The sequence below is a fragment of the Pseudoruegeria sp. SK021 genome (assembly GCF_002119405.1).
Classification (GTDB): Bacteria; Pseudomonadota; Alphaproteobacteria; order Rhodobacterales; family Rhodobacteraceae; genus Meridianimarinicoccus.
Window position 1 is genome coordinate 117,689 of record NZ_MTBG01000002.1, and the last position, 23,185, is coordinate 140,873.

Annotated in this window: 22 protein-coding genes; 17 read left to right on the top strand and 5 right to left on the bottom strand. The window is 60.2% G+C overall.

Features of this window, described 5'->3' with window-relative positions; translation table 11 throughout:
* Window positions 1-346: 346 nt before the first annotated feature.
* Genes BV911_RS03065 through cyoD form a run of 4 tightly spaced genes read left to right on the top strand, consistent with a single transcriptional unit; the run spans window position 347 to window position 4,213 of the window.
* Window positions 347-1,180 (top strand): cytochrome ubiquinol oxidase subunit II, encoded by an 834-nt coding sequence (locus tag BV911_RS03065; RefSeq protein ID WP_240512125.1) that lies wholly within the window; start codon window positions 347-349, stop codon window positions 1,178-1,180.
* Entirely contained in the window at window positions 1,177-3,276 is a 2,100-nt protein-coding gene (locus BV911_RS03070) for a cbb3-type cytochrome c oxidase subunit I (protein WP_086052117.1), read from the top strand. Before BV911_RS03065 ends, BV911_RS03070 begins: the two co-directional genes overlap by 4 nt.
* Complete coding sequence (locus BV911_RS03075) at window positions 3,273-3,905, top strand: cytochrome c oxidase subunit 3 (RefSeq protein WP_086052118.1); 633 nt, start codon at window positions 3,273-3,275, stop codon at window positions 3,903-3,905. The genes BV911_RS03070 and BV911_RS03075 overlap by 4 nt, the downstream gene beginning before the upstream one ends.
* A complete protein-coding gene (gene cyoD / locus BV911_RS03080; RefSeq protein ID WP_086052119.1) occupies window positions 3,902-4,213 on the top strand; it encodes a cytochrome o ubiquinol oxidase subunit IV in 312 nt (103 codons plus the stop codon). The genes BV911_RS03075 and cyoD overlap by 4 nt, the downstream gene beginning before the upstream one ends.
* Window positions 4,214-4,252: 39 nt before the next feature.
* Here the strand turns inward: cyoD and BV911_RS03085 are convergent, their stop codons facing one another.
* Window positions 4,253-4,750, bottom strand: a complete 498-nt coding sequence (locus BV911_RS03085; protein WP_086052120.1) for a MarR family winged helix-turn-helix transcriptional regulator — start codon at window positions 4,748-4,750, stop codon at window positions 4,253-4,255.
* Window positions 4,751-4,897: 147 nt separating this feature from the next.
* On the bottom strand, window positions 4,898-5,173 hold the full coding sequence (locus tag BV911_RS03090; protein WP_086052121.1) for a succinate dehydrogenase assembly factor 2: 276 nt from the start codon (window positions 5,171-5,173) through the stop codon (window positions 4,898-4,900).
* 153 nt (window positions 5,174-5,326) lie between these two features.
* On the opposite strand from BV911_RS03090, the gene BV911_RS03095 reads away from it, so the two are divergent.
* The 4 genes from BV911_RS03095 (at window position 5,327) to BV911_RS03110 (ending at window position 9,348) form a co-directional block, all read left to right on the top strand.
* Window positions 5,327-6,529, top strand: coding sequence for a pyridoxal phosphate-dependent aminotransferase (locus BV911_RS03095; RefSeq protein WP_086052122.1), 1,203 nt, complete (start codon window positions 5,327-5,329; stop codon window positions 6,527-6,529).
* Between the two features lie 521 nt (window positions 6,530-7,050).
* Complete coding sequence (locus BV911_RS03100) at window positions 7,051-7,329, top strand: hypothetical protein (RefSeq protein WP_139840020.1); 279 nt, start codon at window positions 7,051-7,053, stop codon at window positions 7,327-7,329.
* Window positions 7,326-8,357 (top strand): hydroxyacid dehydrogenase, encoded by a 1,032-nt coding sequence (locus tag BV911_RS03105; protein WP_086052124.1) that lies wholly within the window; start codon window positions 7,326-7,328, stop codon window positions 8,355-8,357. Before BV911_RS03100 ends, BV911_RS03105 begins: the two co-directional genes overlap by 4 nt.
* A 169-nt stretch (window positions 8,358-8,526) precedes the next feature.
* The gene (locus BV911_RS03110; protein WP_205963787.1) at window positions 8,527-9,348 is read left to right on the top strand and encodes a sulfite exporter TauE/SafE family protein; all 822 of its coding nucleotides are present in this window, start codon (window positions 8,527-8,529) and stop codon (window positions 9,346-9,348) included.
* Window positions 9,349-9,370: 22 nt separating this feature from the next.
* Here the strand turns inward: BV911_RS03110 and BV911_RS03115 are convergent, their stop codons facing one another.
* Window positions 9,371-10,294: a glutaminase gene (locus BV911_RS03115; RefSeq protein ID WP_086052125.1), complete on the bottom strand. Its 924-nt coding sequence runs from the start codon at window positions 10,292-10,294 to the stop codon at window positions 9,371-9,373.
* 158 nt (window positions 10,295-10,452) lie between these two features.
* Between BV911_RS03115 and gph the strand changes: the two genes are divergently transcribed.
* Window positions 10,453-11,115: a phosphoglycolate phosphatase gene (gph, locus tag BV911_RS03120; RefSeq protein WP_086052126.1), complete on the top strand. Its 663-nt coding sequence runs from the start codon at window positions 10,453-10,455 to the stop codon at window positions 11,113-11,115.
* A gap of 7 nt (window positions 11,116-11,122) precedes the next feature.
* Here gph and BV911_RS03125 read toward each other — a convergent pair whose 3' ends face one another.
* A complete protein-coding gene (locus tag BV911_RS03125; protein WP_086052127.1) occupies window positions 11,123-11,788 on the bottom strand; it encodes an SDR family NAD(P)-dependent oxidoreductase in 666 nt (221 codons plus the stop codon).
* 171 nt (window positions 11,789-11,959) lie between these two features.
* Here BV911_RS03125 and BV911_RS03130 point away from each other — a divergent pair, with 171 nt between their 5' ends.
* The 8 genes from BV911_RS03130 to BV911_RS03165 all read left to right on the top strand — a co-directional run bounded on the left by BV911_RS03130 (window position 11,960) and on the right by BV911_RS03165 (window position 21,229).
* On the top strand, window positions 11,960-12,568 hold the full coding sequence (locus BV911_RS03130; RefSeq protein WP_086052128.1) for a glutathione S-transferase family protein: 609 nt from the start codon (window positions 11,960-11,962) through the stop codon (window positions 12,566-12,568).
* A gap of 301 nt (window positions 12,569-12,869) precedes the next feature.
* Entirely contained in the window at window positions 12,870-14,450 is a 1,581-nt protein-coding gene (locus BV911_RS03135) for a 2-isopropylmalate synthase (protein ID WP_086052129.1), read from the top strand.
* Window positions 14,451-14,653: 203 nt separating this feature from the next.
* A complete protein-coding gene (locus tag BV911_RS03140) occupies window positions 14,654-15,691 on the top strand; it encodes a rod shape-determining protein (protein WP_086052130.1) in 1,038 nt (345 codons plus the stop codon).
* Between the two features lie 73 nt (window positions 15,692-15,764).
* On the top strand, window positions 15,765-16,676 hold the full coding sequence (gene mreC / locus BV911_RS03145) for a rod shape-determining protein MreC (RefSeq protein WP_086052131.1): 912 nt from the start codon (window positions 15,765-15,767) through the stop codon (window positions 16,674-16,676).
* Window positions 16,669-17,208 carry a hypothetical protein gene (locus BV911_RS03150; RefSeq protein WP_086052132.1) on the top strand — a complete coding sequence of 180 codons (540 nt, stop codon included), beginning with the start codon at window positions 16,669-16,671 and terminating at the stop codon, window positions 17,206-17,208. The genes mreC and BV911_RS03150 overlap by 8 nt, the downstream gene beginning before the upstream one ends.
* On the top strand, window positions 17,205-19,148 hold the full coding sequence (mrdA, locus tag BV911_RS03155) for a penicillin-binding protein 2 (RefSeq protein WP_086052133.1): 1,944 nt from the start codon (window positions 17,205-17,207) through the stop codon (window positions 19,146-19,148). The genes BV911_RS03150 and mrdA overlap by 4 nt, the downstream gene beginning before the upstream one ends.
* On the top strand, window positions 19,145-20,284 hold the full coding sequence (gene rodA / locus BV911_RS03160; RefSeq protein WP_086052134.1) for a rod shape-determining protein RodA: 1,140 nt from the start codon (window positions 19,145-19,147) through the stop codon (window positions 20,282-20,284). Before mrdA ends, rodA begins: the two co-directional genes overlap by 4 nt.
* 9 nt (window positions 20,285-20,293) lie before the next feature.
* Complete coding sequence (locus BV911_RS03165) at window positions 20,294-21,229, top strand: glyoxylate/hydroxypyruvate reductase A (RefSeq protein ID WP_086052135.1); 936 nt, start codon at window positions 20,294-20,296, stop codon at window positions 21,227-21,229.
* 22 nt (window positions 21,230-21,251) lie between these two features.
* Here BV911_RS03165 and BV911_RS03170 read toward each other — a convergent pair whose 3' ends face one another.
* Window positions 21,252-23,150: an acyl-CoA synthetase gene (locus BV911_RS03170; protein ID WP_086052136.1), complete on the bottom strand. Its 1,899-nt coding sequence runs from the start codon at window positions 23,148-23,150 to the stop codon at window positions 21,252-21,254.
* Between the last annotated feature and the right edge of the window lie 35 nt (window positions 23,151-23,185).

Here is a 23,185-nt window from a genome sequence, read left to right on the forward strand (position 1 = left end):
GACAGATTTTCTCGGCCATCTTGTCACATTACCCTTGACGGGTTGCGACAGCGACCGTGTTTGGGCTACCAATTATGAACAAGGACACGCATTTTGCGCGCACCTTGGATGACCAAGCAACAATTATGGAGAGAGTGCGTGGAATTCCAAAGGGTCAGCCGAAATGTCTGAATTGCGTGTCACTGCCTTGAACTCCTGCTGTGCCCTATCGAAAAGACTGGTCGGATCCGTCTTGATGTTGACGCTTTTGACCGGGTGCACAGACATCGCAGACTCGTTTCTTGACCCACACGGACCCATCGCCGCTGCGCAAAAACTTCATTTTATGCGCGTCACTGGTCTGACCATGATCGCGGTCGCCCCGGTTCTGATTTTCGTTCCACTGATCTTGTGGCGCTTTCGCTATCGCAACCAACGCGCGCGCTACCTGCCCGATTGGGAATATTCCGCGCCACTGGAAATCGTGATGTGGGGCGTGCCCGCGGCGATTATCGTGGCCCTGTCGACCATGCTGTGGCACAGCACCAAGGCGTTGGATCCCTACCGTCCTTTGGTGTCCGATCAGCCGCCCCTGAACGTGCAGGTGGTCGGACTAGATTGGAAGTGGCTGTTTCTTTACCCTGAGCAAGGCATTGCCACCGTTGGTGAATTGGCATTCCCCGCAGGTCGGCCAGTGGCCTTGACCCTCACAAGTGACACGGTGATGCAATCCTTCCTGATCTCTGCCCTTGCTGGGCAGATCTACGTGATGCCGGGGATGACGACGAAGTTGCAGCTTCTGGCCGACGCGCCGGGCCGTTTCGAGGGCGAAAACACCCAGTTCAACGGCACCGGTTTCGTCCATCAGAAATTCCCGGCAATCGCGATGACTGATACGGATTTCGATGCTTGGGTTAACTCCGTCAAGTCCGACGGCATCGTGTTGGATGACTCCAGCTACGGCGTCCTTGCCGCACCATCAACTGAGGCCGAAGCGCATCAGATATTGGCCACCTCGTCGATGCCGGACAATGCCTTGTACTTCAGCCCGACCCAACCAGACCTATTTTCAGCAATCACGCACCGCTACCACCAAGGTCGGCCAATTCCGCCGAATGCGCAACCGGGTAGTGCCGCCTTTGCGCCGCCACGCGCTGAGGACACCCCTAAGCCCGCAGCCGAGACGGAGACTCCACAATGACCCCGGATACTATCCTTCCTATGATCTTCGGGCGGATCGGGCTGGACTCCCTGCCCTTCGTCCCGGCAATTTTGAACCCGAGCACCAGTGAATTTATCGCGGCCGGGGCCGCTGGCGTTGTGTTCCTAGGCGCCTTTATTGTGCTGGGCGTGGTGACATGGTTTGGCTGGTGGGGGCCGCTATGGCGCGATTGGCTGACCAGCACCGATCACAAACGCATCGGCATCATGTATATCGTTCTGGCGCTGGTGATGATGGCCCGGGGCGTCATCGAGGGCGCGTTGATGCGCGTTCAGCAAGGGGTCGGTCTGGACGGGGGCTTTTTGTCTGACGGTCACTTTTCCGAACTGTTCAGCACCCATGGCACGATCATGATCTTTTTCGTGGCGATGCCGTTCATTTCCGGGGTGATCAATTATGTCATGCCGTTGCAAATCGGCGCGCGGGACGTGTCCTTCCCGGTACTGAACCAGATCAGTCTGGCTCTGACCGCCGTAGGGGCTGCACTGATCATGATCTCATTGATTCTCGGCAAGTTTTCGACCGGCGGTTGGCCTGCCTATCCCCCCTATACCGGTCTGGCATTTAACCCCGGCCCCGGGCCAGATTACTGGATTTGGTCAGTCGGGATCGCTGGGCTTGGTTCTACCTTGAGCGGGATCAATTTCGCCGTCACGATTTACAAAGAGCGCGCCCCCGGCATGACCCTGTTCCGGATGCCGCTGTTCACGTGGACGGTGTTGTGCACGGCCATCATCATGGTCTTTGCAATGCCACCGCTAACGGTGGCAACAGCAACTCTCGCATTAGACCGCTATCTGGATTTTCACTTTTATACCAATGATCTCGGCGGGAATATGATGAACTATGTCAACCTGTTCTGGTTGTTTGGACATCCCGAGGTCTATCTGCTGATCCTGCCAGCCTATGGGATTTTTTCCGAGGTCATCGCAACCTATTCAGGGAAACGCCTCTATGGGTACATGTCGCTGGTGGTCGCCACCATGTCGATTTCAGTTCTCAGCTTCACGGTCTGGCTGCACCACTTCTTTACGATGGGCCAAAGTGCTAACGTCAATATTGCCTTCGGGATCGCATCGATGTTCATCGCCGTGCCGACCGGGGTCAAGGTCTATGATTGGATGGCCACCATGTATCGCGGGCGGATCCGGTTTTCGGTGCCAATGGTCTATGCCACCGGTTTCTTGATGTTGTTCGTCATCGGGGGCCTGACCGGCGTCATGCTGGCCAATCCAACCATCAGCTTCCAGGTCCACAACACCTTGTTTTTGGTCGCGCATTTTCACAACGTGATCATTCCCGGCGTCTTGTTCGGATTGCTGGCAGGATACCACTATTGGTTCCCCAAGGCCTTCGGTTTCCGTTTAAACACCCGTTGGGGCTATATCACTGCGGTCTTGTGGATCGTCGGATTTTGCGTAACGTTCTTCCCGCTTTACGTGCTGGGCTTGATGGGGATGCCGCGCCGGTCAGTCAGCTTTACGGACCCATCCTTTGAGCCGCTGACACTGATCGCCATGGGCGGCGCCATGCTGGTGCTGATGGCATTGTCCAGTCTGATGATCCAGCTTTGGATCAGTGTGCGTGACCGGGCCACTGCGCAAGTGCCGTTGGGCGATCCTTGGAATGGCCGGACGCTGGAATGGTCGATCCCGTCCCCACCGCCGGAATATAACTTCGCGGTCATCCCGCAGGTTTGGAGCCGCGATGCCTTCGCGGCCGACAAGGAAGCCGGCATCGCCTATCAGGAGCCTGAAACCTACGACGCGATCGCCGTTCCAAGCAACACGTCGATCGGAATGGTCGTCTGCATTGGCGGCGTTCTTTTGGGATTGGGGATGGTCTGGTATATGTGGTGGCTGGCTGCGGTCTCATTCCTCGGAATTGTCGGGGCATTTATTGTCCGGTCGTTCCAAACCGACACCCATCGGATCATTCCTGCGGCACAGGTGGCGCGCGACCACCGCGTTTGGCTGGCGCAGATTGCCGCCTCACCCGAGGTGACCCGGGCACAGGAATGCAGTCCGGCGAACCGGGGCCGCGCGATGAATGAGCGTCCGGAGCCAAGCCTATGACCCAGTTTGAACGAAAGCATCCCGGCCTGAATCTGGGCTCCCATCACGGCGCGGCCCACGATCAGGCCGAGGCCTTGGTCTTCGGTTTCTGGGTCTTTTTGATGAGCGATTTGATCATCTTCGGATTGATGTTCGCGACCTATATCACGATGCAAGGCCCGATGGCAGAGGCGGGCGGACCGGGGCCTGCGCAACTCTACGATCTGCGCAGCGCGTGGATTCAAACGCTGCTTTTGCTCACCAGCAGTCTCACCTTCGGGCTGGCGTCGCTGGCAATGCGGCACAAGCATGGCGTAGCGCCGGTGGTGGTGCCCCTCGTTGTGACGCTGGGGCTTGGCCTGACGTTCCTGGGGTTCGAGTTGCACGATTTTCAGGGCATGTTGGCACAGGGGGCCGGTCCGGGCCGCAGCGGGTTTTTGTCGGCCTTTTTCGGGCTGGTGCCGTTGCACGGTTTGCACGTCACCGCAGGCTGTATCTGGTTGATGGTGATGCTGGCGCAAATCGCGGTGTTCGGTCTGTCGGATATGGTCAAGCTGCGGCTGCTGCGCCTCGGGTTGTTCTGGCATTTCCTTGACATTATCTGGATCGGGATTTTCTCGATCGTCTATCTCGCGGGGCTAACCGGATGAAGGACGAACCCAATTACCGCCAAGAATTGCGGTCTTATCTGATCGGCTTTGTTCTGGCGTTGGTTCTGACAGCAGTGCCGTTCGGGCTGGTTGCCACCGGCGCCCTCGCCCCACTTCAAACGCTGGGCGTCATCACCGTGTTTGCTCTGATCCAAGTGGTTGTGCATTTTAGGTTCTTTTTGCACATCGACTTGTCACAGCAAAAACGTGAGGATCTGCACCTGATTTTGTTCACCGTGTTATTGCTGCTGATCATGTGCACTGGGATGATTTGGATCATGGCCAGCCTGTCAGAACGCATGCATTAACGGACATATGCGCTGCCCCTAACAAGCGGGGCAGCCCTGTCAGTAGATATAGCGAATTTGATCGGTCCAATAGCGTTCCATCCGGCGCAAAGATGTATTGATTGTCTCAATCCCATCCATGCCCAGCACCCCCCGTTCTTCCAATCCATCAGCATGGCGGGCAAACAGGTCTTCAAGAATCTGTCGAATTTCGCGCCCCCGCACAGTCAGTTTGACCCGCACCGACCGGCGATCAATCTCGCAGCGTTGATGGTGCATAAATCCGGTATCTACCAGTTTCTTAAGGTTGTAAGACACGTTTGAGCCTTGATAATAGCCGCGCGTCTTCAACTCGCCGGCGGTCACTTCGTTCTCACCGATATTGAACAGCAATAGGGCCTGCACCGCGTTGATCTCGAGGATGCCCACCCGTTCGAATTCATCCTTGATCACATCCAGCAAAAGTCGATGCAACCGTTCGACCAGCGCCAGCGCATCGAGATAGCCCCGCATGAAACTTTGTTCCGTCTCACCACCTAAGGTAGAATGGACACTCATGGCCCGCCTCCGTCATTGCTTTATGACGGCGACCATCGCTGGAATTCCCCAAGATTGCGTTAAATCGTCAGAGTTGGTCGTGCCTTGGACCATCGGCATAGGTTCAACGGTCTATATAAAGGCCGACCGTCCGCCCTAGCCTCGCCCTTAAGTGGCGCTGAATAGAGCCAGTTGATGCTGTGCAATCTGCTTCACAAGGGCGGCATAATGTTCAGGTGCCACATGCTGGCCAGAAACCCACCCGTAGAGGTCATGATCATTTTCGGACAGAAATGCGTCATAGAGCGTGAGGTCAGCGTCACTGAAATCGCCCAGCCTGTCATCCGCAAACCGGCTGAGAATCAGGTCCATTTCCTTGATCCCGCGCCGCATGGATCGCATTTTCAGGCGCTTGAGACGCGCATCTGGGGTTTCAATTAACATGGGGCACTCCTGCAAACGGCACACGGCCGTGGGGCATCGGGTCGCGGCGGGCCCTACAAGTTGCAGCAGGCGGTGCCGGACCGTTCAATTGCCTTGAACCGTCTCCCGCCGCATCCTAAGCAGGGTGCGCTGAAAAGACAACTGGAGAGACCCATGAGCTTCCTGTCCGACACCCTCGCCCGCGTAAAACCTTCGCCCACAATTGCGGTCACCACCAAGGCCGCTGAACTGAAGGCGGCCGGCAAGGACGTCATCGGTCTGGGCGCAGGCGAACCGGATTTCGACACACCGCAGAACATCAAGGACGCTGCGGTTGCTGCGATTGCAGCTGGCAAGACCAAATACACCGCCGTCGACGGCATCCCTGAGCTGAAGCAGGCGATCTGCGCCAAACTGAAGCGCGACAACAATCTGGACTACACCCCGGCGCAGGTCTCGGTCGGCACCGGCGGCAAACAGATTTTGTACAATGCGCTGATGGCCACCCTGAACCCCGGCGACGAAGTGGTCATCCCGGCGCCGTTCTGGGTCAGCTATCCGGATATGGTGCTGCTGGCTGGCGGCGAGCCGGTGATTGCCGAAGCGTCCTCGCAGACCGCGTATAAACTGACCGCCGACCAACTTGAGGCCGCGATCACGCCCAAGACAAAATGGCTAATCTTCAACTCGCCGTCGAACCCGACCGGCGCGGCCTATAGCTGGGACGAACTCAAAGCGCTGACCGACGTGCTGCTGCGCCACCCGCATGTTTGGGTGATGACGGACGATATGTACGAGCATCTGGTCTATGACGATTTCAAGTTCTGCACTCCTGCCGAGGTCGAGCCGCAGTTGTATGACCGCACTCTGACCGTCAATGGCGTCTCCAAGGCCTATGCCATGACCGGTTGGCGCATTGGCTATGCTGCTGGACCAGTGCCGTTGATCAAGGCAATGGGAAAAATCCAGTCGCAAAGCACCTCGAACCCCTGCACGATCAGTCAGTGGGCCGCGGTTGAGGCGCTGAACGGTCCGCAGGACTTCATCCAAGACAACAATGCCATTTTCCAACGTCGCCGGGATCTGGTGGTGTCGATGCTGAATGCCGCCGAAGGCGTCACCTGCCCGACCCCAGAAGGCGCGTTCTATGTCTATCCGTCTGTGGCGGGCTGCATCGGCAAGACCAGTGCCGGTGGGGCCAAGATTGTCGATGACGAAGCCTTTGCCACGGCGCTTCTGGAAGAGACCGGTGTTGCGGTGGTGTTTGGTGCAGCCTTTGGGTTGTCCCCATGCTTCCGGGTCAGCTATGCCACCTCGGACGCCGCCTTGACCGAAGCCTGCACGCGCATCCAGACTTTCTGCGCTGGCTTAAGCTAACGCCTTTGGGCCGCCGCTGATGCGGCGGTCCAAAATCGATCAAAGGGTCCAGCTCCACACGCAAGCACACCCTAGTCCTTCCGAAGCGGGCGTCCACGCAGGCGCCCGCCTTTTGGGCACGCCCATGCAGCACAAAACATATCGGCGCGGGCTGCGGCTGCGGTGATCAAGGGCGGCGCGGCCCTGACCACAACCGGCTTTGTCGCAATTGCGGCGACCGATGCCTTGCTGGCCGCGATTGCGGCGCAATAATTAGACACCAGACATCCGCGCGATCTGTCGCTGGTTTTTGCCGATCGGCAAGGTTGCGGCACGGATCAACGCTTGATCCAACGGGACCATGACGGATTCGTGCGCTGGCCCCTGACGGTCAGCACCTGTTTTTGAACTTCGAAAAGATGCAGGTCCGCTCTCGGGCCGAAATGGACAGGATCCGCGATCAGCTGCGCCGGGTGTGCTCGGCGCAGGGACACCCCGTCGTTGTCATTGTGAACGATGACCGGTTCCGTCTGGACGACGAGGTGACCGCCGTTTACGCTACCATGATCGCCAGCTTGGAAGCCGCCTATGATCAGCGGATTACTCGCTACTGTGGATCGCCTTTTCTGCGAATGAAGCTGGGCAACACCTTGCGCAGCGCCAACGCCCAATTTTTGAAACCCATGACAACGCCCGGAGTTTCTTTGCGCAAAGACCAGATGCGCCGACCTGAAAACCGCACCACCAAAGACGCTCAATCCGAAGCTGTGGCGCCGCGAAATTGGCCGCTGCCTATCGATCCAACCGGAGACCATACGTGACACTTGATACCCAAGATCGCCCCCAGCCCCCTGTCGTTGCCATCCTTGTTCAAGACCGCGTGCACGCGAAAATTTTGAGCGACGATATCCTTGCCCCGCTCGCCGAAATCGCGACCCTGCGTCATATCTCGCCGGACCACTTCGATAACGACCAGTGGCGGTCTGAGATGTCTGACGTCAGCGCCGTGATCACCGGCTGGCATTCGCCGCTATTGGACGAGGCGCTGTTCGACGCCGCCCCCAACCTCAAGTTTGTGGCCCACTCCGGTGCCAGCATACAGGCGATTGTTCCGTATCCGGTGATCCTGTCTGACCGGGTTCGGGTCAGCAATGCCGCGCTTCACATCGCCGAGGCCGTGGCCGAATTCGTGATCGCCCAAATCATGGAGCATTTGCGCTTCACCACCCGACAAGACGTCGAAACAAAGGCCGGGACCGATTGGGACAGTTCGCGTGATCGCTTTGTCGGCCGGCTGTTGGGTGGGTTGACCGTGGGGCTGGTCGGTGCCGGACATACCGGCCGGCTGGTCATCAACCTGCTGCGGCCCTTCGGGTGCCGCATTTTGGTGGCGGATCCCTATCTCACTGCCGAACGGGCCGCCGAGCTTGGTGTTGAGATCCAAAGCCTCGATGATGTCATGTCCCAATGCGATGTCATCTCACTGCATGCCCCGGTTCTGCCGGAAACCCGTGGTATGATCGGTACCCATGAATTGGGCCTGTTGCGCGAGGGTGCTTTCCTGATCAATACCGCCCGGGCCGCGATTGTCGACACGGACGCGCTGATGCAGCGACTTCGGGCTGGAGGCATCACAGTCAGCTTGGATGTGTTCGACGATGAACCGCTGCCGCAGGACAGCCCCATCCGCTCGGCCCCCAATGTTATCCTGTCGCCGCACACTGCAGGCCATACGGTGGAATCCTACCAACGTCAGGGTCAAACGACGGTCGCAGAAGTTTGCCGCTTTTTGACCGGTGCGCCGCTTCAGCACGAAGTGACGAAACGGATGTTGGCGACGATGGCCTGACATACAGGTCCTGCCGACGTTCAGGCACGATCGGCGGGACCTGCGGCATACTCGGCGGACTTGACCGTCCGACCTTGACCTTTCCAGACGATTGCGTGTGATGCGGCATGATCTTGTCGCACAGTCCATCACAGGCCCAAGGGCTTTGGTTCCCGGTTCAGGCCGGAAAATGGTCGGGCATGCGCGCGGCGGGATCTCGACGCGGCGTCCCTCTGGTCCGGCGATGATCGCGGGCCTTGATGCTGCCACGATTATCGCCGCTCTGGTGGCCGTGGCGTTAAGCGGCTTGGCCAAGGGCGGGTTTGCCGGCGTTGGTATGCTGGCGACGCCCGTGCTGGCCATGGTGATGTCGCCGGTTCAGGCCGCATCCATCCTGTTGCCGATCCTTGCATTGCAGGACCTTGTCAGCATCACCAGTTATCGCCGCGCCGTTGCGTGGCCGGTGGTCTGGAAACTGGTCCCCGGCGCAGCCCTAGGCATTCTCACCGGCTATCTGTTCGCCGCATCCTTGCCACAAGCGTTCATGGCGCTGGCGCTGGGGGTGATTTCGGTGGTGTTCGGCACCCGGGGCTTTGTGCGGTCGTCGCGCGACACCGGCCCGGGAAAAGCGGGCAGCCGTGTCGGCGGGATCATCTTCGGCTTCATTTCTGGGCTGACCAGCATGATCGCTCACGCGGGTGCGCCGCCGTTTCAGATGTATGTCTTGCCGCAGAAACTGTCCAAGGACCTGTTCATCGGCACCACCATCATCTTCTTCGCGATGATGAACTATACCAAGATCATCCCCTATATCGTGTTGGGGCAACTGGACCTGTCGACGTTATGGGCCAGCGCCCTGTTGGCACCGTGGGCTGTGGCAAGCGGGCTGGCGGGGCTGTGGATCGTACGCCGGGTCAATCCGAAAACCTTTGAAAAGGTGATCTTCGGTCTGCTGGTGGCTGTTGGGCTTAAATTGATCGTGGACGGCCTGATCGGGATGGCGCTGTTTTAGAAACGGCCGCCGAGGCGGGCGATCACGGGCGAAACACGCTCCAGCCGGTAAAGTCGGACAAATGCGCGGCAGCTCTGGTTCCAGCTTGGGAATTGCCATGTTCGTTCAAGCCGGGCGACCAAATCGCGATGGAGGCCTTGCCCGGCGCAACAATCAACAGGCCGCCGCCGACGCCGCTCTTGCTGGGCAAGCCGACCCGAAACGCAAATTCCCCCGACCCGTCATATTGGCCGCAAGTCAGCATCAGCGCGTTCAAACGCCGAACCTTGGCATCCGAGATCATCCGTGGACTGCATGGCAGCGCCGCCAGATAGCGGCCGGCCAAGGCCAATTGCCGGGTCGACATTTCAATGGAACATTGATGGAAATACGTCCCCAGCGTCAAATCCGGTTCGTGCGTCAGATTGTCAAACGACCGCAGGTAATGCGCCAGCGCCATATTGCGGTGCCCGGTGGCTTTTTCAGACCGCGCCACATGGCGGTTGATATGAATAGACTCGTCCCCCGCCGCCATGCGAATGAACTGCAGAATCTCGGACAGCGCCTCGCGCGGGGCGCGCCCGGCCAGCAAGGCGTCGGTGGTCACGATCGCCCCGGCATTGATGAACGGATTGCGCGGATGACCCTGTTCATTTTCCAGCAGCACGATTGAATTGAACGCATCGCCGGACGGCTCGCGCCCGACCCGGGCCCAGATCGAATCCCCGATCCGGCCAAGAGCGATGGACAGGGTGAAAATCTTGGAAATGCTCTGGATCGAAAAGGGCTGTTCTGACGCGCCAGCCGACAGGACCTGACCATCCGGCAGCACCACCGAGATCGCAAATTGCACAGGATCGATCCCGGCCAAATCCGGAATATAGTCGGCCTGGGTGCCCCAATCGTCTTCGCGCATCACGCGCTGCGCGAGACCGGTTAAGAAAGGTTGCAGCTCATCGGCAGTCATATCAGGCCTTTACCAGCATTCGTCGGGGGTCTGGGTCACCAATGCCATGCCGGTCGGCGCACGGCAAGGCACCCGTCCCGAGGCCGGGCAGTGGTTGACCTAATCCCACCCGCCTTTAAGGGTTGGCGCAATGCCCGGCGAGCAAAGGACCTGCCCCCATGACCGCGATTGTCTTTGATCTGGACGGCACGCTGATCGACAGCGTCCCGGACCTCCATGCCGCTGCAAACCGGATGCTAAAGGCGGAAGGATGCCCGCCCCTAGACCAAGCCGCGATCCGGGCTTTTGTCGGCAATGGCGTGCCCCATTTGGTTCGACTGATCTTGCAAGCCAGCGGCATCGACATGCGCGAACATGCCCGGCTGGTATCGGTGTTTCTTGCGATCTATCAAGCAGATCCTTGCACCCTTTCGACGCTCTATCCCGGAGTGCGGACCTGTCTGGACCAGCTTCACGCCGCTGGTCACACATTGGGCATCTGCACCAACAAACCCGAAGCCCCGACCGAGGCCATTCTGGCCGGTTTTGGCCTGAGGCATTTGTTTTCAGTGGTGATTGGCGGTGATACCTTGCCGGTGCGCAAGCCCGACCCCGCCCCGCTGACGGCGGCCTTTTCTGCCCTCGAACCGGGACCCCGCCTGTTTGTGGGCGATAGCGAGGTCGACGCCGAAACCGCTCAGGCGCAGGGCGCGCCGTTTGCCCTGTTCACCGAAGGCTATCGCAAAGCTCCGGCGGCGCAGCTCCCCCATGATGTTCTGTTCTCGACCTACGAAGATCTCATCGACCTGGCGCAAAAGCCGCTGCTGTCTACACGGGCATAACCCTTGGTCACCACGGCACTTGTCGCCCAGCCCAATCAAAAAAGCCGCCGCTGTCAGCCGGAGACAACCCGTCGATGACCGCCAGCAGATTGGCCGCTGCGTGTGCCGGGGCCACGCGGGGGTGTCGCGCGGCGTAGCGGGCGGTAAAGGCTGTGGCGACCGTGCCGGGATGCAGCGTGACCAGAATTGCGTGCGGGTGGCTGCGCTTGACATCAACAGCAGCGCCGTGAACGATTTGGTTCAGCGCAGCCTTGGCGGCGCGATAGCCGTACCAGCCCCCCAACCGATTATCCCCGATCGACCCGACCCGGGCCGACAGGGCAACAAAGACCGCCCGCCGATCCCGCGGCAGTAGCCGCAAACTGTGTTTCAAGATCAACGCCGGGCCGACCGTATTGGTATCGAACTGCATCCGCAGCGCCGCACCGGACAACTCCTTCAGGGACTTTTCGGGCCGTGCCCCTGCCCGGTCCAAGACGCCGGTGGCGACGAAAATCAGATCAAATTCTCCAACAAGTTGGCCCATCTGGTCCGCGACTGACGCGTCATCGCGGATATCCAACCCATCACGACTGCGCGACAGACCGCTGACCTGCACGCCCCGAGCCCGCAGGGTATCGGCAACCGCGCTGCCGATCCCGCCCGTATCTCCGATCACCAAGGCGCGTGTCATGCTGTCCCCCCGCTTATGACTGTTGAGCTAATCCAGATCGATGCGGCGTCAACATTCGGAGGGCATTGAAAAGCCATTTCCTTCACCCCGCCCAGCCCGTATCTCTGGCGCTGCGTTCGGCCCCATCTGACCCTGTCCTATCTTTGGCGGACCGATCTTCAGGAGACACTGATGACGACACTGAAAGTCACCTATTTTGATTTCACCGGCAGTCGCGGCGAAGAGGTCCGCTTGGCGCTGGCCCTGACTGGCCAGAGCTTTGATGACCATCGCATTACCCGCGATGCCTTTGCCGCGATGAAGCCCGACCTGCCCTATGGCGCGTTGCCAGTTCTAGAAGTCGAGGGTCACGGCATCTTCGCCCAAACCAACGCCATTCTGCGACTGATCGGGCGAATGCACGGGCTGTATCCCGAGGACCCGTTTGCCGCTGCCCGCCATGACGCGGTGATGGACGCGGTCGAGGACCTTCGGCACCGGATTTCGCCCACCATGCGGATATCTGACCCCGCCGCGCGCGCTACGGCACGGCAACAGCTTGCACGGGACTATTTGACCCCGTGGGGGCAGTTCATTGAGCGGCAAATCGGCGATGGCCCTTTCATTGGCGGCGCGACAATCGGGGTGGCGGATCTCAAGCTGTTCATGGCCGATCGCTGGATCAGCAGCGGTGCACTCGATGACATTCCGGTCGATCTGTTCGATGACTGCCCGCGGCTGAAAGCCCTTGCTACCGGTGTGGGGGCGCACCCGGCCATTCAGGCGTGGTTGGCGTCGTAACTTACGCGGCGGGTGCCCTGCGAGGCACCCGCCGCACCGCGCCGCCAAGACGTGTCACAATCTCACAAATTCTGCCTTCCAATCTGGACCACCTGCCCCTATAGGTATCCCCATGACCCGCGCCGCACATCATATCCATGTTCAGTCTGCCCGTCCGGGTGACTTTGGCCTGCGCGGCTTGCTTCTTCTCCTTAGTCGCCTCTGAGCGTGCCTTTCGGCGCGACCGCTCAGAGGATTGTCACGCGCCAGAGCCCCGGTCATTTCTGACTGGATTTCGACACGACGACCAAGGAACCACCCCATGACCCAATCAACTGCACCAAGCACGCAAGACCGCGTGATGATTTTCGACACCACCCTGCGCGATGGCGAACAAAGCCCCGGCGCCACCATGACCCATGCCGAAAAGCTGGAGATCGCGGCGCTGCTGGATGACATGGGCGTCGACATTATCGAAGCCGGTTTCCCGATTGCCTCGGAAGGGGACTTCCGGGCGGTGAGCGAGATTGCGAAGCTGGCGAAAACGGCGATGATCTGCGGTCTGGCCCGCGCCAGTATCGGCGATATCGACCGCTGCTGGGAAGCGGTGAAACACGCCCGCGCCCCGCGCATCCACACATTCATCGGCACGTCGCCGCAGCACCGGCGTATTCCCAACCTCACTCAAGATGAGATGGCGGTGCGCATCCATGACACCGTGACCCACGCCCGCAACCTGTGCGACAACGTGCAATGGTCGCCGATGGACGCCACCCGGACCGAGGCCGATTATCTGTGCCGGACAGTGGAAATCGCCATTAAGGCCGGGGCGACCACGATCAACATTCCCGACACCGTAGGCTATACCGCACCGCGTGAAAGTGCCGCTCTGATCCGGATGCTGCTGGACCGGGTGCCGGGGGCAGATGAGATCATCTTTGCCACCCATTGCCACAACGATCTGGGCATGGCGACGGCCAACTCTCTGGCGGCAGTCGAAGCCGGTGCGCGTCAGGTCGAATGCACCATCAACGGTCTGGGCGAACGCGCCGGCAACACCGCGCTGGAAGAAGTGGTCATGGCGTTGCGGGTTCGCAATGATATCATGCCGTTCCAGACCGGGATCGATACCCGCAAGATCATGGGCATCTCGCGCCGGGTTTCGGCGGTCTCGGGCTTTCAGGTTCAGCCCAACAAGGCGATTGTCGGCAAGAACGCCTTCGCGCACGAGTCCGGCATCCATCAGGACGGCATGCTGAAGGCGGCAGACAACTTCGAAATCATGCGCCCTGAGGACATTGGCCTGACCGAGACCAATCTGGTCATGGGCAAGCATTCAGGCCGCGCCGCGCTGCGCGCCAAGCTGGCCAATCTGGGGTTTGAACTGGGCGACAACCAGCTGAAGGATGTGTTCGTGCGCTTCAAGGCGCTGGCCGATCGCAAGAAAGAAGTGTTTGACGACGATCTGGTCGCCCTGATGCAGGACGCTTCCAGCGAAGAGGCCAACGAGCATCTGAAAGTAAAATTCTTGCGGGTGATCTGCGGCACCGAAGCGCCGCAATCGGCCGATCTGACCCTGACGGTCAATGGTGTGGACCAGCAAGTCACCGCCACCGGCGACGGCCCCGTCGATGCCACTTTTAATGCGGTCAAAGCGATCTTTCCGCATGAAGCGCGGCTGCAACTCTATCAGGTGCACGCCGTGACCGAAGGCACCGATGCACAGGCCACCGTGTCCGTGCGGATGGAAGAGGACGGCAAGATCGTCACCGGCCAATCGGCAGACACCGATACGGTGGTGGCGTCGGCCAAGGCCTATGTCGCGGCCCTGAACCGGCTGATCCTGCGCCGGGACCGGGTTGGCGATGACCGGCGCGCAGTCAGCTATAAAGACGTCAGCTAAGCGGCCCCGGTCGCTGATGCCTGCCCGACGTCGCCCCCGTTCCACAGGGCGGCGAAACGGTAGGGTCAGCGGCCGGACCGGCGTGGTTCCGCCGGGGGCTGCATATTGTCCCCTTTCGCGCCTCGACATCGACCATTATAACCGCCGGACACCTGTGGGCGCGACTCACGGGGAATTTTGGTGCACTACAGGAAGTCCATGACATGCGGCTCTTTTCCGGCTTGTTCTCTGCCGATATGGCAATTGATCTCGGCACTGCGAACACACTGGTCTATATCCGGGGCAAGGGCATTGTTCTGAACGAACCTTCGGTGGTCGCGTATCACGTCAAGGACGGCGTCAAAACAGTTCTCGCCGTGGGCGAAGACGCAAAATTGATGCTCGGACGGACCCCAGGCTCCATCGAAGCTATCCGGCCGATGCGAGAAGGCGTCATTGCGGATTTCGACGTGGCCGAGGAAATGATCAAGCATTTCATTCGCAAGGTCCACCGGCGCACAAGCCTGTCCAAGCCAAAGATCATCGTTTGCGTGCCCCATGGCGCGACCCCGGTAGAAAAGCGGGCGATTCGCCAGTCGGTCCTGTCAGCCGGTGCCCGTCGGGCCGGGCTGATCGCTGAACCGATTGCGGCGGCCATCGGGGCCGGCATGCCGATCACCGATCCGACCGGCAACATGGTCGTCGACATCGGCGGCGGCACCACCGAAGTGGCGGTTCTGTCACTGGGCGATATCGTTTATGCTCGTTCGGTCCGGGTCGGCGGCGACCGCATGGACGAAGGCATCATCAGCTATTTGCGGCGCCAGCATAACCTGCTGATCGGCGAAGCGACGGCGGAGCGGATCAAGACCTCGATCGGAACGGCTCGGATGCCCGATGATGGGCGCGGACAGGCCCTGATGATCCGGGGCCGGGATTTGCTGAACGGGGTGCCCAAGGAAACCGAGATCACCCAAGCGCAAGTGGCCGAAGCACTGGCCGAACCGGTCCAGCAGATCTGCGAGGCCGTTATGATCGCGCTGGAAGCAACCCCGCCTGACTTGGCCGCCGATATTGTTGACCGTGGCGTGATGCTGACCGGTGGTGGTGCGCTGCTGGGCGATCTTGATCTGGCCCTGCGCGAACAGACCGGCCTTGCGATCACCGTTGCCGACGAGCCCCTGCGCTGCGTTGCCATCGGCACGGGCAAGGCGCTAGAGTTTGAGAACCAGTTGCGCCACGTCATCGATTACGACAGCTAAACCGGAACACGGGCTGTGACAGGTCCGGCCCGGGATGCCCCCTTGGCCCGTTGGGCAGGTACGAGAGACCCGTTTGGCACAGGACAATGACAGGGGAAACGATCAATTCAGGCCCGTCAGACGCATTCTGACCGGCCTGTGTATTGCCGCGCTTTTGGCGCTGTTTCTGGTGTGGCGCATCGACAGCCCACGGGTAGAGCGGCTCCGCAGCGACATTGTAGATACGGTGCTACCGCACATGGACTGGGCGATGACGCCGGTCACCAGTGTGGTCAAGATGTCCGAAAACTTTCGCTCCTACGCCCGGATTTATGAACAAAACCGGGAATTGCGCCGCGAGCTGCAACAGATGAAGGCGTGGAAAGAAGCCGCCCTGCAACTGGAGCAAAAGAATGCCCGGTTGCTGGATCTGAACAATGTCAAATTGGACCCGAAGCTGACCTATGTCACCGGCGTAGTTCTGGCCGATAGCGGCTCGCCGTTTCGGCAATCGGTTTTGTTGAACATCGGGCGCCGCGATGGCATTCGTGAAGGCTGGGCCGCCATGGACGGGATCGGACTTGTGGGTCGGATTTCCGGCGTCGGCGATGAAACGGCCCGCGTAATCCTGTTGACCGATACCGCTTCGTCCATTCCCGTGACGATTCAACCCTCTGGCCAGAAGGTCATTCTGACGGGCGACAACACGGCCCTGCCCCGGATCGATTTTCTGGAAACCGCGGAATTGGTGCGCCCCGGCGACCGGGTGGTATCGTCGGGCGATGGGGGCGTCTTTCCGGCCGGGTTGTTGATCGGCCAAGTGGCAAAAAGCCCGGATCAACGGCTGCGCGTCCGTTTGGCCGCCGATTACGGACGGTTGGAGTTTTTGCGCGTTCTGCGCTATGATGGCGTCGGCGCGATCGACGATATCGGAACCATGGTGCGACCGGTCGGCGTGGCCCCGGTTTCGCCATCGGGGGAAGCTGGGACAGTTGCCAATGAATGAGAGCCGTCTGGCGCAACGCGCAGTTCTTCAAGGCATGTTTGTGGTCTTGTGTACGCTCTTCGTCTTCATCCGTCTGCTGCCTTTAAACACCGGTCCTGACCCCTGGCCCGGACCGGATTTGATGCTGGCCCTGACCATGGCATGGGCGATCCGCCGCCCCGATCTGGTGCCGGTGTGGCTGGTGGCACCGGTGTTCTTTGTGGCCGATATGCTGCTGATGCATCCGCCGGGCTTGTGGACGGCCTTGGTGATCCTGACCGTTGAGTGGTTGCGCAAGCGTCAGCGGCGGTTGCGGACCCTGTCCTTTCTGGCGGAATTTGCGCTTGTGGCATTGCTGGTCACGCTGTTGGTCTGCCTGCATTGGCTGGTCCTGACCATGGCATTTGTGTCTCAACCGGGTCTGGGCGTGCAGCTGGTGCAGGTGCCGATCACCTTGGCGGCCTACCCGGTGGTGGTGTTGCTGGGACATTACGGATTTGGCGTGACCAAACGGCCCGCCCCCGAAGGCTTTGGCCGAGGAGCATCGACATGAAACGCACATCGCGGGAAACTGACGACAGCACCCGAAAAATCGGCCGCCGGGCATTGTTTTTGGGGGCGATTCAGCTGGGGTTTGCCGGGGTTCTGGCCATGCGGATGCGATCCATGCAGATCGATCAGGCCGATCAGTTCCGCATGCTGGCCGAAGAAAACCGCATCAACATGCGGCTGTTGCCGCCTGCGCGGGGCCTGATTTTTGATCGCGACGGGGTTCCGATTGCAGTCAATGACCAGAATTACCGGATCGTCATCGTCCGCGAGGATGCGGGCGAAGTCGAAGCCGTGCTGGCCCGCCTGCAAACGTTGATTCCACTCAGCGACGAAGACATCCAACGCACCCTGCGCGAAACCGAACGCCGGTCAAGTTTTGTGCCTGTCACCGTTGCCGATCGACTGACATGGGAGGATCTGGCCCGGGTCGCGGTCAATGCGCCAGCCCTGCCCGGCATCCGACCCGAAGTTGGCTTGTCGCGCAATTATCCCCTTGAAGACGATTTTGCCCATATCGTCGGCTATGTCGGTCCGGTCAGTGATTATGACCTGTCCAAACTCAACGATCCTGATCCTCTGTTGCAGATCCCGAAGTTCCAGATCGGCAAATCCGGGGTCGAGGCGAAGATGGAACATGTTCTGCGCGGCCGTGCCGGCAACACCCAGATCGAGGTCAACGCTCTTGGCCGGGTGATGCGCGAACTGGCCCGCACTGAAGGCACTGCCGGTCGCAACCTGCAACTCACGGTCAATGCCGGCTTGCAGAATTACGTTCAGGCGCGGCTGGCAGGCGAAAGCGGCGCGGCGGTGGTTACGGATGTGGAAACAGGGGATTTGCTGGCCATCGCCTCCGTGCCAAGTTTCGATCCGAACAAGTTTGTGCGCGGCATTTCCAGCGCGGATTACTCGCTGCTAACCGGAAACCCTTATCGTCCGCTGGCCAACAAGTCGGTTCAGGGGGTCTACCCTCCGGGGTCGACGTTCAAGATGATTACCGCACTGGCCGCCTTAGAGGCCGGGGTAATCGCGCCGGAAGACACGGTCTATTGTCCGGGCTATTCGGTGGCCGGTGGACGGCGCTTTCACTGTTGGAAGCGCGGCGGCCACGGCCACATGACCCTCAATGACGGGCTCGTGCAATCTTGTGACGTTTATTATTACGACATCGCGCAACGCACCGGCATTGAAAAGATCACCGCCATGGCGCGCAAGCTGGGTCTGGGGTCAGCCTTTGATATTCCGATGTCCGCGGTCAACGAAGGCCTGACCCCCACCAAGGAATGGAAATCCACCCAGCGCGGCCGGGACTGGACCATCGGGGACACGCTGAATTCGTCCATCGGTCAGGGGTTCGTGCTGGCCTCGCCGTTGCAACTGTCGGTGATGCTGGCCCGGATCGCCAGTGGCAACGCAATCTCGCCCCGGTTGGTGCGGTCTGTGGATGGGATCGAAGAGCCGCTGCGCTCGGACGGTCCACTGGACATCAACCCAGCCTATCTGCGTGCCGTGCGGAAAGCCATGTACGGGGTCTCAAACACCCAACGCGGCACCGGCTACGGTTCACGCGTGATCGACGACACCATGTTGCTGGCCGGGAAATCCGGCACCAGTCAAGTCCGCAACATCACGGCGGCAGAACGCGCCCGGGGGGTCACGCGCAACGAAGACCTGCCATGGGAACGGCGCGACCACGCCCTGTTCGTTGCTTTCGCGCCCTATGAGAAACCGCGCTATTCGGTGGCGGTGGTGGTGGAACATGGCGGCGGCGGCTCGGCGGTCTGCGCGCCCATCGCACGGGACATTCTGCTTTACGCCATGACCGGAGGCCTTCCCCCGCTCGAGGCTTATCCCAGTTCCCAGCGCGACAGGATCGCGGAAGAACAGCGCAATCTGCCCTTGCGCAACCATCCCGCCACGGCAACGGCTAGCAGCCGCGCATGACCTATCTTGAGAATAAGGTCAAATTTGTCCCGACCGGGTTTCGCAAATTGCTGTTCCTGAACTGGCCCCTAATCTTGCTGCTGAGCGCCATCGCCAGTATCGGCTTTTTGATGCTGTACTCGGTCGCCGGTGGATCGTTCACCCCATGGGTAGACCCGCAGGCCAAGCGCTTTGTCATTGGTATGATCCTGATGCTGGTCATTGCTATGGTGCCGATCTGGTTCTGGCGCAATATGGCCGGCCTGGCCTATGGCGCGTCCTTGGCATTGCTGGTGGGGGTGGAGCTGTTCGGCACTGTCGGGATGGGCGCTCAGCGCTGGATCGATCTGGGCTTCATGCGGCTACAACCATCCGAATTGACCAAGATCACGCTGGTAATGGCCCTGGCGGCTTATTACGATTGGCTGGACATCCATAAAACCTCGCGGCTGATCTGGGTTCTGATCCCAGTGGTTCTGATCCTGATGCCGGTGGCATTGGTGCTGAAGCAGCCCGACCTCGGCACCGCCATCCTGATGCTGGCGGGGGGCGGATTCATCATGTTTCTGGCCGGGGTTCACTGGCTATACTTTGCGGTGGTCATTGGACTGGGGGGCGGATTGGTCGCCGCGGTTTTGAATTCGCGCGGCACCGATTGGCAATTGATCAAGGACTATCAATTCCGGCGGATCGACACCTTTCTTGACCCGGCCAGCGATCCGTTGGGGGCCGGCTATCACATCACCCAATCTAAGATCGCGCTTGGGTCGGGCGGCATTACCGGGCGCGGCTTCATGCAAGGCACCCAGAGCCGGCTAAACTTTCTGCCCGAAAAGCACACCGATTTCATCTTCACTACTCTCGCCGAAGAGTTCGGCTTTATCGGTGCCGCATCCCTTCTGGCGCTCTATGTTTTGGTTCTGGTCTTTTGCATCACATCCGCGATCAACAACAAAGATCGCTTCGGCGCGCTGCTCACCCTTGGCATTGGCGGGACGTTCTTCCTATTTTTCGCGGTCAACATGTCCATGGTGATGGGGCTGGCGCCGGTCGTCGGCGTACCGCTTCCGCTGGTATCTTATGGCGGATCTGCGATGTTGGTTCTTCTGGTCGCTTTCGGGCTGGTCCAGAGTGCCCATGTCCACAAGCCAAGGTAATTGCCCGTCATGACCGTTCCTGTTCTTTTCGCTGCGTCCGCCCGTGATTGGCAAAACTATGCGGCGCCGCTGCAAGCTGCTTGCGCCGATCTTGGCGTTAAAATCGATCTGCAACGGCAACCCGATGATGCGGCCGCGGTCCAGTATGTGGTCTATTCTCCCGATGGTGGCATGACCGATTTCACGCCCTATTCCGGTGCGAAAGCGGTGCTGGGCCTGTGGGCCGGGGTTGAGAAAATCGTCGGCATTCCGACCTTGACCCAGCCGTTGGCCCGGATGGTCGATCCGGGACTGACCGAAGGCATGGTCGAATGGGTCACCGGTCATGTTCTGCGTCACCATTTGGGCATGGACCGCCAGATCACCAATCAAGATGGGGTCTGGCAGCCGTTGTTCCCACCGCTGGCGCGCAATCGTTCGATCACCGTCTTGGGACTTGGCGCTTTGGGGGCCGCGTGTGCGCAAGCGCTGCGGGCGCTGAACTTCCCGGTCACCGGATGGAGCCGGACCCCAAAAGACATTCCCGGCATCGACTGCCTGCATGGCACCGAAGGCTTGGACACTGCGTTGTCGCGGGCCGAAATTTTGGTGCTGTTATTGCCCCTCACACCGGCGACTGACCAGCTGATCAATGCGCCGGCGCTGGCGCGGATGCCGAAAGGTGCCGTGGTGATCAACCCCGGACGGGGGCCGCTGATTGACGACACCGCGCTGCTGGCGGCGCTTGATACCGGTCAGATCAGCCATGCGACGCTGGATGTGTTTCGGGTCGAACCGCTGCCGCAAGAGCATCCGTTCTGGGCGCATCCGCAGGTGACGGTCACACCGCATATTGCCTCTGCGACCCGCCCCGAGACTGCGGTCACGGTCATTGCCGAGAATATCCGCCGCGGCGAAAGCGGCGAGCCACTGTTGCATCTGGTGGACCGGACACAGGGCTACTAAGCCCGCCCCGCACCGCCCGGCCCTAGTCGCACCAGCGCCATGGCCGGGTGAACGCACCAAGACAGGCTTCCACCGCGGCATCATCGACCATGCCGCCCGTGGCTTTCAGCATCGCAGTCAGGCCAAACTTGCGATCCTCGATCACCTCGACGACCTCACAGGCTAACCCGGCGTCTTTCAATGCCGCTGAATAGACCCGCAGGATGGCGCGCTTGCGCAGGTCGGGCTTGAAGACCTTGCCAACGGCGGTCTTGGGCAAGGCCTCCAGAATTTCGATATATTTCGGGATCGCCGCCCGTTCATGGATGCGGGCGGCGCAATAGGCGCGCAACTCGTCCGCCGTGGCCGTCGCGCCCTCGACCAGTTCGACATAGACGCAGGGCAACTCCCCGGCCCGTGCATCCGGTTGCCCGATCGCCCCGACAACCGCCACAGCCGGATGCCCAGCCAGTGCCGACTCGATCTCGGCCGGATCAATATTATGACCGCCACGAATGATCAGGTCCTTCTTGCGACCAGTGATCCACAAGAACCCGTCGGCATCAAGCCGCCCCAGATCGCCGGTGCGCAAAAACACCCGGTCCGCGAACAGACCCAGATTTTTGCCGTTTTCGGTATAGGTCGAGCCCGGAATGACGCCGGGATTGGCGATGCAGATCTCGCCCACTTCGTCGGTTTGGCATTCATGATGCACCGCGCCATCCTCGCCGCATCGCAGGATGCGCACATCGGTATAAGGCAACGGAATGCCCACCGATCCAACCTTTTTATCGCCGAAGATCGGATTGCAGGAAACCAGACAGGTGCATTCCGTCAGCCCGTACCCTTCCGCCACCTGAACGCCGGTTGCGGCCTCGAACCGTTTGTACAATTCAATCGGCAGAGGGGCCGACCCCGAGATCGCAGTTTTCAAGGACGAGACATCAGCATCCACCGGACGTTGCATCAGCGCCGACAGCGCCGTGGGGACGGTGATCAGAAAGGTGACCTGCCAGCGTTCGATCAGTTTCCAAAAATGATCGAACACCCCGTCGCCGCGATATCCGGCAGGGGTCGGAAACACCACATGCGCGCCCGATTGCACCACCGACATCAGGACCGGGTAGCAGGCGAACACATGAAACAGCGGCAACGGGCAGATCAGCACATCGTCATGGTCGAAAATCAGCCGATGCCCCAGCCAGCCATTGTACAGCATGCCCGAAAACCGGTGCTGGGCCAGCTTCGGGGTGCCGGTGGTCCCGCCGGTATGAAAGTAAGCCGCGATCCGGTCGACCTTCGTGTCGGCAAAGGTCAGATTGTCCGATGGCTGGCGGGCCAGTTCCTTGGTGAAATCCAGCACTTGTGCCCTGTGGTGCACGGGCTGCTTCGGCCGCAGGAACGGAACGATCCAGCGCTTCGGCGGCGTCAGGTAATGCAGCAGGTCAACTTCAAGCACCGTCTTGACCGAGGGTGCCAAGGCAACCGCTTCGGCGGCTTTCTGGGCGACATCCGATTTGGGAAAGGATTTCAGCGTGACCAGAACCGTCGCGCCAGTGTCATTCAGGATGCCCGCGATCTGCTCGACATCCAGCATTGGGTTGATCGGATTGACGATCCCCGCCGTCATCGCGCCAAGCAGGGTGACCGCCGTCTCAACTGCATTTGGCAGCAAAAACGCTACCACATCGGTCTCGCCAATCCCAAGGCTGCGGAACAGGTTTGCGGCTTGGGTCACCTGCCCGTGCAGCGCGGTCCAATCCAGCGTGACTGCGGGTGCCTTGGGGTCCGATAACAATTGAAACGACAACGCTTTACGATGGGCATGCGCCGCCTTTGTGCGGCCGATGGCCTGATAGACGGTCACCGGCATGTCCCGCGCCGCCCATGGCATCTCGGCCTCAATTGCGTTGCGGCCTTCCACGGAAATAAATTCGCTCACGGCTGCTCCTCCCAGATCGCCCTTTGCCTTGATCG

Coding starts and splice junctions, on each gene's coding strand:
- BV911_RS03065 (WP_240512125.1), top strand. CDS start 347: ATGATCGCGGTCGCCCCGGTTCTGATTTTCGTTCCACTGATCTTGTGG.
- BV911_RS03070 (WP_086052117.1), top strand. CDS start 1,177: ATGACCCCGGATACTATCCTTCCTATGATCTTCGGGCGGATCGGGCTG.
- BV911_RS03075 (WP_086052118.1), top strand. CDS start 3,273: ATGACCCAGTTTGAACGAAAGCATCCCGGCCTGAATCTGGGCTCCCAT.
- cyoD (WP_086052119.1), top strand. CDS start 3,902: ATGAAGGACGAACCCAATTACCGCCAAGAATTGCGGTCTTATCTGATC.
- BV911_RS03085 (WP_086052120.1), bottom strand. CDS start 4,750: ATGAGTGTCCATTCTACCTTAGGTGGTGAGACGGAACAAAGTTTCATG.
- BV911_RS03090 (WP_086052121.1), bottom strand. CDS start 5,173: ATGTTAATTGAAACCCCAGATGCGCGTCTCAAGCGCCTGAAAATGCGA.
- BV911_RS03095 (WP_086052122.1), top strand. CDS start 5,327: ATGAGCTTCCTGTCCGACACCCTCGCCCGCGTAAAACCTTCGCCCACA.
- BV911_RS03110 (WP_205963787.1), top strand. CDS start 8,527: ATGGTCGGGCATGCGCGCGGCGGGATCTCGACGCGGCGTCCCTCTGGT.
- BV911_RS03115 (WP_086052125.1), bottom strand. CDS start 10,294: ATGACTGCCGATGAGCTGCAACCTTTCTTAACCGGTCTCGCGCAGCGC.
- gph (WP_086052126.1), top strand. CDS start 10,453: ATGACCGCGATTGTCTTTGATCTGGACGGCACGCTGATCGACAGCGTC.
- BV911_RS03125 (WP_086052127.1), bottom strand. CDS start 11,788: ATGACACGCGCCTTGGTGATCGGAGATACGGGCGGGATCGGCAGCGCG.
- BV911_RS03130 (WP_086052128.1), top strand. CDS start 11,960: ATGACGACACTGAAAGTCACCTATTTTGATTTCACCGGCAGTCGCGGC.
- BV911_RS03135 (WP_086052129.1), top strand. CDS start 12,870: ATGACCCAATCAACTGCACCAAGCACGCAAGACCGCGTGATGATTTTC.
- BV911_RS03140 (WP_086052130.1), top strand. CDS start 14,654: ATGCGGCTCTTTTCCGGCTTGTTCTCTGCCGATATGGCAATTGATCTC.
- BV911_RS03150 (WP_086052132.1), top strand. CDS start 16,669: ATGAATGAGAGCCGTCTGGCGCAACGCGCAGTTCTTCAAGGCATGTTT.
- mrdA (WP_086052133.1), top strand. CDS start 17,205: ATGAAACGCACATCGCGGGAAACTGACGACAGCACCCGAAAAATCGGC.
- rodA (WP_086052134.1), top strand. CDS start 19,145: ATGACCTATCTTGAGAATAAGGTCAAATTTGTCCCGACCGGGTTTCGC.
- BV911_RS03165 (WP_086052135.1), top strand. CDS start 20,294: ATGACCGTTCCTGTTCTTTTCGCTGCGTCCGCCCGTGATTGGCAAAAC.